Origin of the sequence: Stutzerimonas stutzeri (assembly GCF_002890915.1) — a bacterium.
GTDB lineage: Bacteria > Pseudomonadota > Gammaproteobacteria > Pseudomonadales > Pseudomonadaceae > Stutzerimonas > Stutzerimonas stutzeri_AF.
On the sequence record NZ_POUT01000008.1, the window covers coordinates 123,195 to 138,224 of the forward strand.

The window sequence follows — 15,030 nt, forward strand, 5'->3', positions numbered from 1 at the left end:
CCACGGCCATGGCCAGAATCCGCAACAGACGCAAGCCCGTCGCCGAGATGAACGTGGTGCCCTACATCGACGTGATGCTGGTGCTGCTGGTGATCTTCATGGTGACGGCGCCGATGCTCAACCAGGGCGTCAAGGTCGACCTGCCCAAGGTCAGCAGCGAGGTCCTGCCGCAGGACAACGACAAGCAGGTGCTGACCATCTCCATCAAGGCCGACAAGACCTACTACTGGAACGTCGGCAGCGAAGTGGATACCGAGAGCAAGGGTAACGAAGCCGTCGCGCTGGAAGACATGACCCGGGCGGTGGTGGCGATCATGCGCCAGCGGCCGGATACCCAGGTGTTCATCCGCGGCGACAAGGCCGTGGACTATGGCTCGGTCATGGCGGCCATGGGCGGCCTGCAGAGTGCCGGCGTGGGCAACGTCGGCCTGATCACCGAGGCCCCTTGATGCAGCAGCGTGAGTCGTCGCCTTCGCAGAGCTACTTCTGGCCGACCGTGCTGGCGGTCGGCCTGCACGTCATCATCTTCGGCATGCTCTTCGTCAGCTTCGCCATGACGCCCGAGCTGCCGCCGTCCAAGCCGATCGTGCAGGCTACGCTGTATCAGTTGAAGTCGCAGAGCCAGGCGACCACGCAGACCAACCAGAAGATCGCCGGCGAGGCCAAGAAGACCGCCGCCAAGCAGTTCGAAACCGAACAGATGGAGCAGCGCAAGCAGGAGCAGGAGAAGCAGGCGGCGGCCAGGGCTGCGGAACAAAAGAAAGCCGAGGAGGCTCGAAAGGCCGAAGCGGCGAAAGCGGCGGCCGAAAAGGCGGCTGCGGCGAAGAAGGCTGAAGAGGCCAAGAAGGTCGAACAGCAGAAGCAGGCCGAAATCGCCAAGAAGAAAGCTGCAGAAGAGGCGGCCAAGAAGAAGGCGGCCGAAGAGGCCAAGCGCAAAGCGGCGGAGGAAGCCAAGAAGAAAGCGGCGGCGGAGGCTGCGAAGAAAAAGGCGGCCGAAGAGGCGAAGAAGAAGGCCGCTGCCGAAGCGGCGCGCAAGGCGGCGGAAGACAAGAAGGCCCAGGCGCTCGCCGAACTGCTGTCCGACACCACCGAGCGCCAGCAAGCGATGGCCGACACCCAGGGCGACCAGGTGGCCGGCAACTTCGACGACCTGATCCGCCTGCGTGCGGCAGAGGGCTGGACCCGGCCGCCATCGGCGCGCAACAACATGACGGTTCAGCTCCAGGTCAACATGCTTCCGGATGGCACCATCACCAACGTCAGCGTCTCGAGATCGAGCGGTGACGTGCCATTCGACAACTCTGCGGTAGCCGCAGTGAAGAACATCGGACGGCTGACGGAAATGCAGGGGCTCAGTCCCCAGGAATTCCAGCCCTATCGGTCATTCAAAATGACATTTACGCCTGAGGACCTAGCGTTGTGATCAACTCCCTTCGAGGTTTACTTGTCCTGCTCTGCTGCCTGCTGGGAACGGCTGTGGCACAGGAGAAAAACATCGTCGTCACCAGCGGCGCCGACCGGGCCATCCCCATCGCCGTGGTGCCCTTCGGCTGGCAGGGCGGCACCGTGCTGCCCGAGGACATGGCCGAGATCGTCGGCAATGACCTGCGCAACTCCGGCATCTTCCAGCCGATACCGCGGCAGAACATGATCAGCATGCCGACCCGCGGCAGCGAGATCATCTACCGCGACTGGAAGGCGCTGGGCGCCCAGTACGTGATGGTGGGCAACATCGAGCCGGCCGGTGGCCGCCTGCAGGTGCGCTACGAGGTGTTCAACGTCGCCACCGAGCAGCAGGTCATGAGCGGCACCGTCGGCGGCAGCCAGGACCAGCTGCGCGACATGGCGCACTACGCGGCGGACCAGTCGTTCGAGAAGCTCACCGGCATCAAGGGGGCGTTTTCCACTCGCCTGCTGTACGTCACCGCCGAACGTCTGGGCGGCACGAATACCCGCTATACCCTGCAGCGTTCCGATTACGACGGTGCCCGCGCGGTGACCCTGTTGCAGTCGCGCGAGCCGATTCTCTCGCCGCGCTATTCGCCGGATGGCCGTCGCATCGCCTATGTCTCGTTCGAGCAGAAGCGCCCACGTATCTTCATCCAGCACATCGACACCGGCCGGCGTGAGCAGATCACCAATTTCGAGGGGCTGAACGGTGCGCCGGCATTCTCGCCGGACGGCAATCGCCTAGCCTTCGTGCTGTCCAAGGACGGCAACCCGGAGGTCTACGTGATGGATCTCGGCTCGCGGCAGATGCAGCGCCTGACCAATCACTACGCCATCGACACCGAACCCTTCTGGGGCGCCGACGGTCAGACCATCTATTACACTTCCGACCGGGCCGGCAAGCCGCAGGTCTACAAGCAGCGGCTGGGCAGCAATGCGGCGGAGCGTGTGACCTTCGTCGGCAACTACAATGCCAACCCGAAGCTGTCGGCCGATGAAAAGACGCTGGTGATGATCCATCGCCAGGATGGCTACACCAATTTCAAGGTTGCCGCGCAGGACCTGCAGCGCGGCAACCTGCGGATACTTTCGGATACCAGTCTGGATGAGTCGCCCACTGTCGCGCCTAATGGCACCATGCTAATCTACGCCACCCGCCAGCAGGGCCGGGGAGTCTTGATGCTCGTGTCCATCAACGGACGCGTTAGGCTCCCGCTTCCTACAGCTCAAGGCGAAGTCCGAGAGCCGTCCTGGTCCCCTTACCTGAACTGATGCGGTATCAACGCTTTTTTAACCAAAACACACCTGGGGTTGTTACAGATGGAAATGCTGAAATTCGGTAAGTTCACCGCTCTGGCTCTGGCCATGGCTGTTGCTGTCGGTTGTTCCTCCAAGGGCGGCGACGATTCGGGCGAAGGTTCGGGCGCGATCGATCCGAATGCCGGTTACGGTGCCGATTCGGGCGCCATCGACGGCAGCATGAGCGAAGAAGCCGCTCTGCGCGCCATCACCACCTTCTACTTCGAGTACGACAGCTCCGACCTGAAGCCGGAAGCCATGCGCGCTCTGGACGTCCACGCCAAGGACCTGAAAGGCAACGGCGCTCGCGTCGTGCTGGAAGGCCACACCGACGAGCGTGGTACCCGCGAATACAACATGGCTCTGGGCGAGCGTCGTTCCAAGGCCGTTCAGCGCTACCTGGTCCTGCAGGGCGTTTCCCCGGCTCAGCTGGAACTGGTTTCCTACGGCGAAGAGCGTCCGGTCGCCATGGGCAACGACGAGCAGTCCTGGGCCCAGAACCGTCGCGTCGAACTGCGTAAGTAATTCGTCATGCGCAAGTACCGTCACGCTCTGACTTTCACAGTACTCGGTCTGCCGCTCGCCGCGGTGGCTCAAGTGCCGGTTGTGGATTACGAACAGGGTGCCGCCAGTGGCGGCTCCGGTTATTCCACGGCCGCGCCGAGTGGTGACGGTGCCTATGCCGGAGGTGGAGCTGCTGCTCCGTCTTCGGCGCAGGGCATGCTCTTCCTGCAGCTGCAGCAGATGCAGGAAGAGATCGCGCAGCTGCGCGGCATGCTCGAGGAACAGCAGAATCAGATCCAGCGCCTGCAACAGGAGGGGCTGGAACGCTATCAGGATATCGATCGACGTCTGTCGAGCGGAGCGGCCGGTGTGAACCAGGCGGCGCCTGCACCCACGCCCAGCACGGCTGGTGCCGGGGCTCCGGCGGCCAGTCAGGCCCAGGCCGGGAGCCAGGCGGGTGATCCTGAGCAGGAGAAACTGTACTACGATGCCGCCTTCGATCTGATCAAGGCGAAGGATTTCGACAAGGCGAGCCAGGCATTCGCGGCTTTCCTGCGCAAGTATCCCAATAGCCAGTATGCCGGCAACGCCCAGTACTGGCTGGGTGAGGTGAATCTGGCCAAGGGCGACCTGCAAGGTGCCGGGCAGGCATTCGCCAGGGTCAGCCAGGCCTATCCGCAGCACAGCAAGGTGCCGGATTCGCTCTACAAGCTGGCCGATGTCGAGCTGCGGCTTGGCAATCGTGACAAGGCCCAGGGGATTTTGCGCCAGGTCATTGCGCAATACCCGAATACTTCGGCCGCACAACTGGCACAGCGTCAACTCAATCGCTGACGACAACGGCGTATACGGATGAAACCCGCCCATCGAGCGGGTTTTTTCGTTTAGAATCGCCACCCTTTTTCCCGCAACGGAGGCGGATGGCCTGTTTAGCCGTCACGCCCGTGGCTGATATGCACCAGACCCTGCGAATTACCGAGATTTTCTACTCGCTGCAGGGGGAAACACGTACCAGTGGCCTGCCCACCGTGTTCGTACGCCTGACCGGCTGCCCCCTGCGCTGTCAATATTGCGATACCGCCTACGCCTTCAGTGGCGGAGAGTTGATGTCGCTCGACGCGATCATCGAGCGCGTCGCCGCCTGCAATCCCCGCTATGTCTGCGTCACCGGCGGCGAGCCGCTGGCCCAGCCGAACTGCCTGCCGTTGCTGCGGCGGCTGTGCGATGCCGGATACGAGGTGTCGCTGGAGACCAGCGGGGCGCTCGACATTTCCGCCGTGGACGAGCGGGTCAGCCGGGTGCTGGACCTGAAGACGCCGGGCTCGGCCGAGGTGCAGCGCAATCGCTACGAGAACATCGCTTCCCTGACGTCCAACGACCAAGTGAAGTTCGTCATCTGCTCCCGCGAGGATTACGACTGGGCCGTCTCCAAGCTGATCGAGTATCGCCTGGACCGGCGGGCCGGTGAGGTGCTGTTCTCGCCCAGCCATGGCCAGGTGGACGTGCGGGCGCTGGCGGACTGGATCGTCGCGGACAACCTGCCGGTGCGCCTGCAGCTGCAGTTGCACAAGATCATCTGGAACGATGCGCCGGGACATTGAGTCGTTCAGCTCCGGCCGGTTTCATCCGGGCGCAGCATTCGTTGTGAGGATCGCCAAATGAATGAGAAGAAAGCCGTCATCCTGTTGTCCGGTGGGCTCGATTCGGCCACGGTCGTGGCCATTGCGCGGGACCAGGGGTATCGCTGCTACAGCATGAGCTTCGACTACGGGCAGCGGCATCGGGCCGAGTTGCAGGCCGCCGAGCGGGTTGCCCGGCAGCTGGGCGTGGTCGAGCACAAGGTCATAGGGCTCAACCTGAACGGCATCGGCGGATCGGCGCTGACCGACGACAGCATCGACGTGCCGGAAGCACCCAGCGAAGGGATTCCGGTGACCTACGTGCCGGCGCGCAACACCGTGTTCCTCTCGCTGGCGCTGGGTTGGGCCGAGGTGCTCGGCGCGCGGGACATCTTCATCGGTGTCAACGCGGTCGACTATTCGGGCTATCCGGATTGCCGTCCCGAGTTCGTCGAGGCGTTCGAGCGCATGGCCAATCTGGCGACCAAGGCCGGGGTCGAGGGGCGGGGCTTCCATATCCAGGCGCCGTTGCAGAGCCTGAGCAAGGCACAGATCGTCCAGGCTGGGGTGCGCTTGGGGGTTGATTACGCAATCACGGTGTCCTGCTACCAGGCGGACGAGGATGGACGGGCCTGCGGCAAGTGCGACAGCTGCCGCCTGCGTGCGGCGGGTTTCGCCGAGGCCGGGGTGGCCGACCCGACCCGTTATCGCTGAAGGCGGGCTAAATCTTTTTTAAAAAAAACTTTGATTTCATCAATCAAATCAGTATCATGCGCCCCGCATCGGGTCGTTAGCTCAGTTGGTAGAGCAGTTGGCTTTTAACCAATTGGTCGTAGGTTCGAATCCTACACGACCCACCATATTCTCTTCGTGAGAAACGAAAAGCCGGATATCCAGCAGGGTATCCGGCTTTTTTCATATCCGCAGTCTTGAATTGGATAGTCTGACTACCTTGGTCGGTTATAAGCGGCATATTTCACTACGACCTTAGTAGATGGGCCAAGCCTTTTTAAACGTAATAGACTGCGGCCTTCCGATACTCCGTTGGTTCGAGGCTCAAATGTCTTATTCTGATCGCATCCGCTTGTCCTCTCTGCAGAGCAAGGTCATGAGCGCCCACGAGGCCGCTACCTTTATTCGCGACGGCATGACCGTCGGCATGAGCGGCTTCACCCGTGCAGGCGAAGCCAAGGCAGTGCCCCTCGCGCTGATCGACCGTGCAAAGGACGAGAAGCTGCAGATCAGCCTGGTCACCGGCGCCAGCCTGGGTAACGACCTGGACGGGAAAATGGCCTCTGCCGGCCTGCTGGCCCGCCGCATGCCGTTCCAGGCCGATCCGGTTCTGCGCAAGGCCATCAACCAAGGCGAGGTCATGTTCATCGACCAGCACCTGTCGCACACCGTCGAGCAGATGCGCAACCACCAGATCAAGCGTCCGGACGTCACCATCATCGAAGCCCTGTGCATCACCGAGCAGGGGCACATCGTCCCCACCACGTCGGTGGGCAACTCGGCGAACCTGGCCATGTTTGCCGATCAGGTGATCATCGAGCTGAACATGGCGCACCACCTGAACCTGGAGGGTCTGCACGACATCTACTTCCCGGGCGAGCGTCCGAACCGTGGTCCGATCCCGCTGACCAAGGTCGACGACCGCATCGGCACCGCGGCCATTCCGGTCGATCCGGCCAAGATCGCCGCGATCGTCATCACCGAGCAGCCGGATTCCTATTCCACCGTCACCCCGCCGGATGAAGAGACCCAGGCCATCGCCAATCACCTGGTCGAGTTCTTCAAGAACGAAGTGGCGGCCGGTCGCATGGCCAAGAACCTCGGCCCGATGCAGGTCGGTATCGGCAATATCGCCAACGCCGTGATGTGCGGCCTGATCGATTCGCCGTTCGAAGATCTGGTGATGTACTCCGAAGTGCTGCAGGACTGCACCTTCGAACTGATCGACGCCGGCAAGATGAAGTTTGCCTCCGGTTGCTCCATCACCCTGTCCGAGCGTTGCAACGATCGCGTGTTCGGCAACCTGGAGAAGTACAAGGACAAGCTGGTGCTGCGTCCGCAGGAGATCTCCAACCATCCGGAACTGGTGCGCCGTCTCGGCATCATCGGCATCAACACCGCGCTGGAGTTCGACATCTACGGCAACGTCAACTCCACCCACGTGGGCGGCACCAAGATGATGAATGGCATTGGTGGTTCGGGCGATTTCGCACGCAACGCGCACCTGGCCATCTTCGTGACCAAGTCGATCGCCAAGGGCGGCAACATTTCCAGCGTCGTGCCGATGGTCGCCCATGTCGACCATACCGAGCATGACGTGGAGATCCTGGTTACCGAGCAGGGCCTGGCCGACCTGCGTGGCCTGGCTCCGCGTGAGCGCGCACGCGTCATCATCGACAACTGCGTGCACCCGTCCTACCGCGACGCGCTGAACCGCTATTTCGACGCCGCCTGCGAGAAGGGCGGTCAGACTCCGCACCTGCTGCGCGAAGCGATGGAGTGGCACATCAATCTGGAAGAACGTGGTCACATGCTCAAGGGCGACTGACCCAAACGAACCGCCGGCTGATGCCGGCGGTTTTTTTTTGAGGCCAAAAAACGCTGCCTCGCTCTTTCTATACCCGCTTTCCCTTTTGCAGACGCTTCGGCTAGTATTCGTGCCCCCTTGTAACGGCCGGGCAGCGAGCCTGCATCCCCGCATCTCCCTGTTCCTCGCCTCGTCCGAGCGACCCGATTGACCGGGTTATACTCGGCGCATCATGCAAACACGTGCTGGCAGGACCCGCGACCATGACGCAGATACCCGAACGCATTCTTGTGCAGGCTCACCTGGCGGCCAAGCAACCCAAGCCGTTGACGCCCGAGCAGGAAGCGCAATTGCGCCACGACATCGCCGCCGAACTGAAGCGGCAGAATGCTGTGCTGGTGGCGCATTACTACACCGATCCGGTGATCCAGGCGCTGGCCGAGGAAACCGGCGGTTGTGTCTCGGACTCGCTCGAGATGGCGCGTTTCGGCAACGAGCATGCGGCGCAGACCGTAGTGGTCGCCGGTGTCAAATTCATGGGCGAGACGGCGAAGATCCTCAATCCGGAAAAGCGCATCCTGATGCCGACGCTCGAGGCGACCTGCTCGCTCGACCTGGGCTGCCCGGTGGAGGAGTTCTCCGCCTTCTGCGACCAGTACCCGGAGCGTACCGTGGTGGTCTATGCCAATACCTCGGCGGCGGTCAAGGCGCGCGCGGACTGGGTGGTGACCTCCAGTTGTGCGCTGGAGATCGTGGAAAGCCTGATGGATAACGGCGAGAAGATCATCTGGGCGCCGGACAAGCATCTGGGCACCTATGTGCAGCGCGAGACCGGGGCCGACATGCTGCTCTGGGATGGCGCCTGCATCGTCCATGAGGAATTCAAGGCCAAGCAACTGGCCGACATGAAGGCCCTGTATCCGGACGCGGCGATCCTGGTGCACCCGGAATCCCCCGAGGCGGTCATCGAACTGGCCGATGCGGTGGGTTCCACCAGTCAGTTGATCAAGGCCGCGCAAACGCTGCCGCACCAGACGTTCATCGTCGCGACCGATCGTGGCATCTTCTACAAGATGCAGCAGCTCTGCCCGGAGAAGACCTTCGTCGAAGCGCCGACCGCCGGCCAGGGGGCGACCTGTCGTAGCTGCGCGCATTGCCCGTGGATGGCGATGAATACGCTGGAGCGTACCCTGGAATGCCTGCGCACCGGCAGCAACGAGATCTTCGTCGATCCGGCGCTCGTACCGCGTGCGGTCAAGCCGCTCAAGCGCATGCTCGACTTTACCCATGCGGCGCGGCTCAAGCAGGCCGGCAACGCCTGATCGGGGCGCTAGAAAAGCGGGGCGGGTCTATCCCGCCCTTTTTCGTTTCGCTGCAAGCGTATGAGCGATTTCGACCTCAGCGCAGCATTTCATCGACCATGCGTTTTTCGTCGGTCAGCTGTTTCTGACGAGCATCGATGCGGGATGCGAGCTGGAAATTACTGGCACGACGCTTGGCGAGGCCAAGCTGTTCGATTGCCTGGTCGTAATCGCCCACCAATGCGAAATACTCCGCGCGCGCCTGGTGCAGGCCGACGATGTTGCCGCTGAGTCCGCGTACCTCGGCCACCTGATACCAGATGTCCGGGTCCTTGCTCCGCTGTTCGACCAGGCGGTCGAGTTCGCGTTCGGCCTGCTGTGTCTGGCCCTGTTTCATCGACAGGTCGATCTGCATCTGCCGCACCGGATAGTTGCCCGGATAGAGTTGCAGCATTCGCTGCAGGCGGGCATCCGCCTGCTGCAGGCGATTGGAGGTTATGTCCAGTTCGATCTGCGCCAGGTTGTAGATCAGGTCGTCCGGCTCCTTGGCGAGCAGCGGCTCCAGGCTGCTACGCGCCTCCTCGAGCTGGCCGCCCTTGATCTGGGCCAGCGCCAGGCCGTAGCGGGCGGCATCGAGCCCGGGGTTCTCGTTGAGCATGGCGCGGAAGCGCTTGGCGCCGACGCCGGGCGTGCTTTCGAATTTCAACTGCGTGCGCGCCCGTATCAGCTGGTAGCGCAGGCTGTCCTGGGCGCCGCCCGCGGGGTACTGTTCGGCGCGGTTGGTGGTGTCGGCGATGCGCGACTCGCTTACCGGGTGGGTGAGGAGGAATTCCGGCGGCTTCTGGTCGTAGCGGTACTGGCGCAACAGACGCCCGAACATGGAGGGCATCGCGCGCGGGTCGTAGCCGGCTTTTTCCAGGTTGACGATGCCGATGCGATCGGCTTCCTGTTCGTTCTGCCGCGAAAAACGCCGCTGAGCCTGGATGGCGGCGGCCTGGCTGGAGACGATCGCGGCGATGCCGGCATCGCCGGCTCCGGCTGCCGCTGCGACGACACCGGCGAGCATGGCCGCCATCATCGGGATCTGCATGCGCTGCTGGGCTTCGAGCCCGCGGGCGAAATGGCGCTGCGAGAGGTGCGCCAGTTCGTGGGCCAGTACCGAGGCGTATTCGGCTTCGGTCTGGGCGTGGATGAACAGGCCTCCGTTGACCCCGATGATCCCGCCTGGCGCGGCGAAGGCATTGAGTTGCGGGCTATCGAGCAGCACGAACTCGAGGCGGCGGTCCTGCAGCTGGCTGGTCTCGGCGAGACGATACACGCTGCTCTCGACATAGTCCTTGAGCAGCGGATCGGAAAGCTGTTGCACCTGTCCGCGCAACAGGCTCAGCCAGGCCCGCCCGAGCTGGTGCTCCTGTTCCGGTGAGACGATGCCGGAGCTCGAATCGCCCAGCGACGGCAGGTCGTCGGGCAGTGCAGGTTGGGCGATCAGGCAGGCGAGCGTCAGCAGGGTAGGGCGCAGGAATTTCATCCAGACAAGCTCATGAACGTGAGGACGCTACTGTAGCCTTGACCTTGACCGGCTGGCCAGAGGCCCTCTGTGCTAGGTATCCTGCGTGACTTTTCTGCGGAGACGACCATGACTGACGTGCCCCCCGGCAATATCGAGTGCGATGCCGAGCTGGATGCTGTCGGGCTCGATTGCCCGATGCCCCTGCTCAAGGCCAAGTTGGAGCTCAATCGCCTGGCCAGCGGTGCGGTACTCAAGGTCATGGCCAGTGATCCGGGCTCGCAACGCGATTTTCGCAGCTTCGCCAAGCTGGCCGGTCATGCGTTGCTGCATGAAGAGGTCGAGGACGGCATTTATCGTTACTGGCTACGCAAAGCCTGATTCGTTTCGAGGGGTTTCATGCTCAAGGTCCTGCGCGGTTGGGTGCATCGCTACTTCTCCGATGAAGAGGCGGTCGTGCTCGCGGTCCTGTTGTTCCTGGCATTCGCCGCGGTCCTGACGCTCGGCAACATGCTGGCGCCGGTGCTGGCCGGTCTGGTGCTGGCGTTTCTCATGCAGGGGCTGGTGGGGTTGCTCGAGCGTCTGCGGGTGCCGCATCTGCTGGCGGTCTGGCTGGTTTTCCTGATGTTCATCGGGGTGCTGGTGGTGTGCATCCTGTTCATCGTGCCGCTGCTCTGGCAGCAGGTGCTGACGCTGTTCAACGAGCTGCCGCGCATGCTGGTGGAATGGCAGTCCCTGTTGCTGCTGTTGCCGGAGCGCTATCCGCAGCTGGTCAACGAGGACCAGGTGCTGCGCGGGATCGACTTCATGCGCGGGGAGATCGGCCGCTATGGCCAGGTCATGCTGACGTCGTCGCTGTCTAGCCTGCCGCTGTTGATCGGGTTGATGATCTACCTGGTGCTGGTGCCGATCCTGGTGTTCTTCTTCCTCAAGGATCGCCAGCAGATCAGTGACTGGATCAAGGGCTACCTGCCCCGCGAGCGCGGCCTGATCACCCAGGTCTCCCAGGAAATGAACCTGCAGATTGCCAACTACATTCGCGGCAAGGCCATCGAGATACTGATCTGCGCCGTGGTGTCCTACGTGGTGTTCGCGGCGCTGGGGCTGAATTACGCCGCGCTGATGGCCATGCTGGTCGGCGTATCGGTGGTGGTGCCCTACATCGGCGCCACCGTGGTGACCATTCCCATCGCGCTGATCGCCTTGTTCCAGTGGGGTGTGGGCGACCAGTTCATCTACCTGATGGTCGCCTACACGATCATCCAGGCGCTCGATGGCAACGTGCTGGTGCCGCTGCTGTTCTCCGAGGCGGTGAACCTGCATCCGGTGGCGATCATCTGCGCGGTGCTGCTGTTCGGCGGGCTCTGGGGCTTCTGGGGCGTGTTCTTCGCGATCCCGCTGGCAACCCTGTTCAAGGCCGTGCTTTATGCCTGGCCGCGCAATGCGCCGCCGGCGCTGCCGGAGTGAGTCTGTAGAAAGAAAGGGGCCGGCTGATGCCGGCCCTTGTCGTTCAACCCTGGTTCAATGCCTGCGCGGCCTGTAGCACCGCTTCGACATGGCCGGGCACCTTGACGCCGCGCCACTGCTGGCGCAGCACGCCGTTGCGGTCGATGAGGAAGGTGCTGCGGTCGACCCCCAGGTATTCCTTGCCGTAGAGCTTCTTCAGCTTGATCACGTCGAACAGCTGGCAGAGCTGCTCGTCCTTGTCGCTGATCAGCTCGAACGGGAAGCCTTGTTTGGCGCGGAAATTCTCGTGGGTCTTGAGGCTGTCGCGCGACACGCCGAAGACCAGGGTGTTGGCCGCGAGAAAGGCCTGGTGCTGGTCGCGAAAACCCTGGCCCTCGGTGGTGCAGCCCGGGGTGTTGTCCTTCGGGTAGAAGTACAGCACCACCTGCTTGCCGACGAGCGACTCGAGGCTGACCTGCTGGCCGCTGGTGGCCTGGGCCTGGAAGGGCGGGACGGGCTGGTCGAGTTCGACGGCCATATGGACTCCTTGTAGGTCTTACGGATTCTGCGGACGCCAGGGTTCGATCAATGCGTCGAGGTTCAGCGCGTCGGCGAAATCGAGGAACTGGTCGCGCAGCCAGCTGATCTGGGTGCCGGCGGGGAGGGTGACCGTCAGGGTGGCATTGAGCATGGTGCCGCCGGTCTGGGGCGCCTGGTAAGTGTCGCAGGTCAGGCTTTCCAGCTCGACACGGTGGTCGATGAAGAACTGGCACAGTTCGTTGAGGATGTCCGGGCGGTACGCCGCGCTGACGTAGGCTACATAGGGCAGCGCCTGCGGGCGGCTTTCCAGCGCCTCGCTGCGCACCACGTTGGCGGTGAAGGCGTGCTTCTTGGCCAGCCCGGGCAGCGCGGTCTCCATGCGGGCCAGCGCATCCCAGCTGCCGGCGACTTCCAGGACCAGCGCACTGCACTCGCCATGGCGCGTCAGCCGGGTGCTGACTACGGCGCAGCGGTTCTCGTTGGCGGCCCGGCAGAGCACGTTGGTCAGCTCCATGGGGTTGGCGCCGAGGGCGCTGATGACGAGAAATTGTTCGCGGGGTACGGGCGGGGTGGACATGCAGCATTCCTGGCGGTGGTGAATCGGTCGGCCAGCCAAGCCGAAAACGGCTAAGGGTAGCGAAAAGCGCGCCACGAGGGAATGTGTATCGGCAAATGAGCGGCACCGCTCCGTTGCGTGCCCGGGCATGGCGGCCGGCGTTGCGCGCCGTGTTTGCAGGCCACTCGCAAAGCGCCTGGGAGCCTTGTACCATTACGGCTCTTTTAATTATTCCGGCAGGAGTGGTTTGCATGATTGCGGGCAGTATAGTGGCGCTGGTCACGCCCATGGATGCGCAGGGCGGCCTGGACTGGGACAGCCTGAGCAAGCTGGTGGATTTCCATTTGCAGGAAGGCACCCATGCAATCGTTGCTGTCGGGACCACGGGTGAATCGGCCACGCTGAGTGTCGCCGAACACATCGAGGTGATCCGGCGGGTCGTCGACCAGGTCAACGGTCGCATCCCGGTGATCGCCGGTACCGGCGCCAACTCCACCAGCGAGGCCGTCGAGCTGACCGAGAACGCCAAGTCCGCCGGCGCCGATGCCTGCCTGCTGGTGACACCGTACTACAACAAACCGACCCAGGAAGGCCTGTACCTGCACTTCAAGCACATCGCCGAAGCCGTGGCGATCCCGCAGATCCTCTACAACGTGCCTGGGCGTACCGTATGCGACATGCTGCCGGATACGGTCGAGCGGCTGTCGAAGGTGCCGAACATCATCGGCATCAAGGAAGCCACCGGCGACCTCAAGCGCGGCCAGGAAGTGCTGGATCGCGTCAGCAAGGATTTCCTCGTCTATTCCGGTGACGATCCGACTGCCGTCGAACTGATGCTGATGGGCGGCAAGGGCAATATCTCGGTGACCGCCAACGTCGCGCCGCGCGCGATGAGCGACCTCTGCAAGGCCGCGATGGCCGGTGACGCCGAGACGGCGCGCGCCATCAACGAGCGTCTGATGCCACTGCACCGCGCCCTGTTCCTCGAAGCCAACCCGATTCCGGTCAAGTGGGCGCTGCACGAGATGGGCCTGATGGGCAACGGCATCCGCTTGCCGCTGACCTGGTTGAGCCAGAGCTTCCAGGAACCGCTACGCCAGGCAATGCGCCAAACCGGTGTGCTGGCTTAATAACAAAGGAATACGCATGAAGCGACTGGCCGGACTCTCGACCCTTGCTCTGATCATCTCTGCCACCAGCGGTTGCGGCTGGCTATGGGGCGAAGACGGATACTTCCGCGATCGCGGAAGCGACTATCTCTCGGCGCGCCAGGTCGCGCCGATGCAGGTGGCGGTCGAGGGCGAGATCCGTCCGCTCGACCCGCTGCTACCGATTCCGCAGCAGGTCGCCGACAGCACCGTCAGCGGCGAGTATGAAGTGCCGCGCCCCCAGCGTTTGCAGGTCGCGGCCGATATCAGCGATTTCAGCATCCAGACCTCTGGCGATTCTCGCTGGCTGGTCGCGCAGCATACGCCTTCGCAAGTATGGAATGCGGCACGGCAATTCTTCACCGACAATGGTTTCAGCCTTGCCGAAGAGCGTCCGCAGACAGGCGAATTCAGCACCGCCTGGCAGCGCAGCGAGCAGCTCGACCAGGCCCTGGTGCGCAACCTGGGCATCCAGGACAGTGAAACCCGCGTGCGCGTACGCGTCGAGCCGGGCGTGCAGCGCAACACCAGCGAGATCTTCCTGGTCAGCGTCAAGCGTCCTGCCGGCAGCACCACCGACGTGGCCTGGCCGGAAACCTCCAGCAACAAGGAACTCGATCGCGTGCTGCTCGACGAGCTGCAGGCCAGCCTGAACCGCAGTGCCCAGGCAGGCGGTTCCGTATCGCTGCTGGCCGAGCGTGATTTCGACGCGCCGAGCCGGGTCAGCCTGATCGAAGACGGCAACGGCAACCCGGTGTTGCAGCTCGATAGCGATTTCGATCGTGCCTGGTCCAGCATCGGCCGTGCCCTGCAGGCCAGCGATGTACGGGTCGACGACCTGGATCGCAGCCTGGGCGTGTATTACGTCAACCTGGCCGAGGGCGCCGTGAATGCGGACGACAAGCCTGGCTTCTTCGCCCGGCTGTTCGGCGGTGCGCCGGACAAGGACGAGATCGAGGCGCGCGCCGAGCGCTATCAGCTTCGCCTGACACGCGCCGCCGACAGCATCCAGGTGACGCTGGACAAGAGCATCGATAGCGTCGCGCCGGCCGATGTCGCCCGCCGCGTGCTCAACCTGATCAAGGACAATCTGGGCTGAGTGAACCGCAGCCCATGCTCCGA

General features: G+C 63.1%; 16 protein-coding genes and 1 tRNA gene. 14 read left to right on the top strand and 3 right to left on the bottom strand.

Features of this window, described 5'->3' with window-relative positions; all coding sequences use genetic code 11:
- Nucleotides 1–8 precede the first annotated feature (8 nt).
- The 10 genes from tolR to nadA all read left to right on the top strand — a co-directional run bounded on the left by tolR (nucleotide 9) and on the right by nadA (nucleotide 8,732).
- Nucleotides 9–449 carry a protein TolR gene (gene tolR / locus CXK94_RS14940; protein ID WP_037038306.1) on the top strand — a complete coding sequence of 147 codons (441 nt, stop codon included), beginning with the start codon at nucleotides 9–11 and terminating at the stop codon, nucleotides 447–449.
- Nucleotides 449–1,423, top strand: a complete 975-nt coding sequence (tolA, locus tag CXK94_RS14945; RefSeq protein WP_037038307.1) for a cell envelope integrity protein TolA — start codon at nucleotides 449–451, stop codon at nucleotides 1,421–1,423. The genes tolR and tolA overlap by 1 nt, the downstream gene beginning before the upstream one ends.
- Nucleotides 1,420–2,721, top strand: a complete 1,302-nt coding sequence (tolB, locus tag CXK94_RS14950; RefSeq protein WP_102894952.1) for a Tol-Pal system beta propeller repeat protein TolB — start codon at nucleotides 1,420–1,422, stop codon at nucleotides 2,719–2,721. The genes tolA and tolB overlap by 4 nt, the downstream gene beginning before the upstream one ends.
- 48 nt (nucleotides 2,722–2,769) lie before the next feature.
- The gene (pal, locus tag CXK94_RS14955) at nucleotides 2,770–3,273 is read left to right on the top strand and encodes a peptidoglycan-associated lipoprotein Pal (protein WP_011913905.1); all 504 of its coding nucleotides are present in this window, start codon (nucleotides 2,770–2,772) and stop codon (nucleotides 3,271–3,273) included.
- A gap of 6 nt (nucleotides 3,274–3,279) precedes the next feature.
- Nucleotides 3,280–4,086: a tol-pal system protein YbgF gene (ybgF, locus tag CXK94_RS14960; RefSeq protein WP_037038308.1), complete on the top strand. Its 807-nt coding sequence runs from the start codon at nucleotides 3,280–3,282 to the stop codon at nucleotides 4,084–4,086.
- A 119-nt stretch (nucleotides 4,087–4,205) separates the two neighbouring features.
- Entirely contained in the window at nucleotides 4,206–4,853 is a 648-nt protein-coding gene (gene queE / locus CXK94_RS14965; RefSeq protein WP_037038309.1) for a 7-carboxy-7-deazaguanine synthase QueE, read from the top strand.
- 57 nt (nucleotides 4,854–4,910) lie between these two features.
- The gene (gene queC, locus CXK94_RS14970) at nucleotides 4,911–5,585 is read left to right on the top strand and encodes a 7-cyano-7-deazaguanine synthase QueC (protein WP_037038310.1); all 675 of its coding nucleotides are present in this window, start codon (nucleotides 4,911–4,913) and stop codon (nucleotides 5,583–5,585) included.
- A gap of 70 nt (nucleotides 5,586–5,655) precedes the next feature.
- Nucleotides 5,656–5,731 (top strand) — tRNA-Lys (locus tag CXK94_RS14975).
- 200 nt (nucleotides 5,732–5,931) lie between these two features.
- Entirely contained in the window at nucleotides 5,932–7,431 is a 1,500-nt protein-coding gene (locus CXK94_RS14980; protein ID WP_037038311.1) for an acetyl-CoA hydrolase/transferase family protein, read from the top strand.
- Between the two features lie 242 nt (nucleotides 7,432–7,673).
- Nucleotides 7,674–8,732: a quinolinate synthase NadA gene (gene nadA / locus CXK94_RS14985; RefSeq protein WP_102894953.1), complete on the top strand. Its 1,059-nt coding sequence runs from the start codon at nucleotides 7,674–7,676 to the stop codon at nucleotides 8,730–8,732.
- Nucleotides 8,733–8,808: 76 nt separating this feature from the next.
- Here the strand turns inward: nadA and CXK94_RS14990 are convergent, their stop codons facing one another.
- On the bottom strand, nucleotides 8,809–10,239 hold the full coding sequence (locus tag CXK94_RS14990) for a M48 family metalloprotease (protein ID WP_102894954.1): 1,431 nt from the start codon (nucleotides 10,237–10,239) through the stop codon (nucleotides 8,809–8,811).
- 108 nt (nucleotides 10,240–10,347) lie between these two features.
- On the opposite strand from CXK94_RS14990, the gene CXK94_RS14995 reads away from it, so the two are divergent.
- Both CXK94_RS14995 and CXK94_RS15000 read left to right on the top strand, forming a co-directional pair.
- Nucleotides 10,348–10,599, top strand: a complete 252-nt coding sequence (locus CXK94_RS14995; RefSeq protein ID WP_102894955.1) for a sulfurtransferase TusA family protein — start codon at nucleotides 10,348–10,350, stop codon at nucleotides 10,597–10,599.
- A gap of 18 nt (nucleotides 10,600–10,617) precedes the next feature.
- A complete protein-coding gene (locus CXK94_RS15000) occupies nucleotides 10,618–11,685 on the top strand; it encodes an AI-2E family transporter (RefSeq protein WP_102894956.1) in 1,068 nt (355 codons plus the stop codon).
- A gap of 43 nt (nucleotides 11,686–11,728) precedes the next feature.
- Here CXK94_RS15000 and CXK94_RS15005 read toward each other — a convergent pair whose 3' ends face one another.
- Complete coding sequence (locus CXK94_RS15005; RefSeq protein ID WP_102894957.1) at nucleotides 11,729–12,202, bottom strand: peroxiredoxin; 474 nt, start codon at nucleotides 12,200–12,202, stop codon at nucleotides 11,729–11,731.
- A gap of 18 nt (nucleotides 12,203–12,220) precedes the next feature.
- On the bottom strand, nucleotides 12,221–12,781 hold the full coding sequence (locus tag CXK94_RS15010; protein ID WP_037038315.1) for a glycine cleavage system protein R: 561 nt from the start codon (nucleotides 12,779–12,781) through the stop codon (nucleotides 12,221–12,223).
- A gap of 230 nt (nucleotides 12,782–13,011) precedes the next feature.
- On the opposite strand from CXK94_RS15010, the gene dapA reads away from it, so the two are divergent.
- Together dapA and bamC are read left to right on the top strand one after the other, a co-directional pair.
- Nucleotides 13,012–13,890 (top strand): 4-hydroxy-tetrahydrodipicolinate synthase, encoded by an 879-nt coding sequence (gene dapA / locus CXK94_RS15015; RefSeq protein WP_037038316.1) that lies wholly within the window; start codon nucleotides 13,012–13,014, stop codon nucleotides 13,888–13,890.
- Between the two features lie 16 nt (nucleotides 13,891–13,906).
- Nucleotides 13,907–15,007, top strand: a complete 1,101-nt coding sequence (gene bamC, locus CXK94_RS15020; protein WP_102894958.1) for an outer membrane protein assembly factor BamC — start codon at nucleotides 13,907–13,909, stop codon at nucleotides 15,005–15,007.
- Nucleotides 15,008–15,030 lie beyond the last annotated feature (23 nt).

Bases quoted from the DNA above. Each gene is read 5' to 3' on its own strand.
- queC (WP_037038310.1), top strand. From the start codon at position 4,911: ATGAATGAGAAGAAAGCCGTCATCCTGTTGTCCGGTGGGCTCGATTCG.
- bamC (WP_102894958.1), top strand. From the start codon at position 13,907: ATGAAGCGACTGGCCGGACTCTCGACCCTTGCTCTGATCATCTCTGCC.
- pal (WP_011913905.1), top strand. From the start codon at position 2,770: ATGGAAATGCTGAAATTCGGTAAGTTCACCGCTCTGGCTCTGGCCATG.
- tolA (WP_037038307.1), top strand. From the start codon at position 449: ATGCAGCAGCGTGAGTCGTCGCCTTCGCAGAGCTACTTCTGGCCGACC.
- CXK94_RS15000 (WP_102894956.1), top strand. From the start codon at position 10,618: ATGCTCAAGGTCCTGCGCGGTTGGGTGCATCGCTACTTCTCCGATGAA.
- nadA (WP_102894953.1), top strand. From the start codon at position 7,674: ATGACGCAGATACCCGAACGCATTCTTGTGCAGGCTCACCTGGCGGCC.
- tolR (WP_037038306.1), top strand. From the start codon at position 9: ATGGCCAGAATCCGCAACAGACGCAAGCCCGTCGCCGAGATGAACGTG.
- queE (WP_037038309.1), top strand. From the start codon at position 4,206: ATGCACCAGACCCTGCGAATTACCGAGATTTTCTACTCGCTGCAGGGG.
- CXK94_RS14995 (WP_102894955.1), top strand. From the start codon at position 10,348: ATGACTGACGTGCCCCCCGGCAATATCGAGTGCGATGCCGAGCTGGAT.
- CXK94_RS14990 (WP_102894954.1), bottom strand. From the start codon at position 10,239: ATGAAATTCCTGCGCCCTACCCTGCTGACGCTCGCCTGCCTGATCGCC.
- dapA (WP_037038316.1), top strand. From the start codon at position 13,012: ATGATTGCGGGCAGTATAGTGGCGCTGGTCACGCCCATGGATGCGCAG.
- ybgF (WP_037038308.1), top strand. From the start codon at position 3,280: ATGCGCAAGTACCGTCACGCTCTGACTTTCACAGTACTCGGTCTGCCG.
- CXK94_RS15010 (WP_037038315.1), bottom strand. From the start codon at position 12,781: ATGTCCACCCCGCCCGTACCCCGCGAACAATTTCTCGTCATCAGCGCC.
- CXK94_RS14980 (WP_037038311.1), top strand. From the start codon at position 5,932: ATGTCTTATTCTGATCGCATCCGCTTGTCCTCTCTGCAGAGCAAGGTC.
- CXK94_RS15005 (WP_102894957.1), bottom strand. From the start codon at position 12,202: ATGGCCGTCGAACTCGACCAGCCCGTCCCGCCCTTCCAGGCCCAGGCC.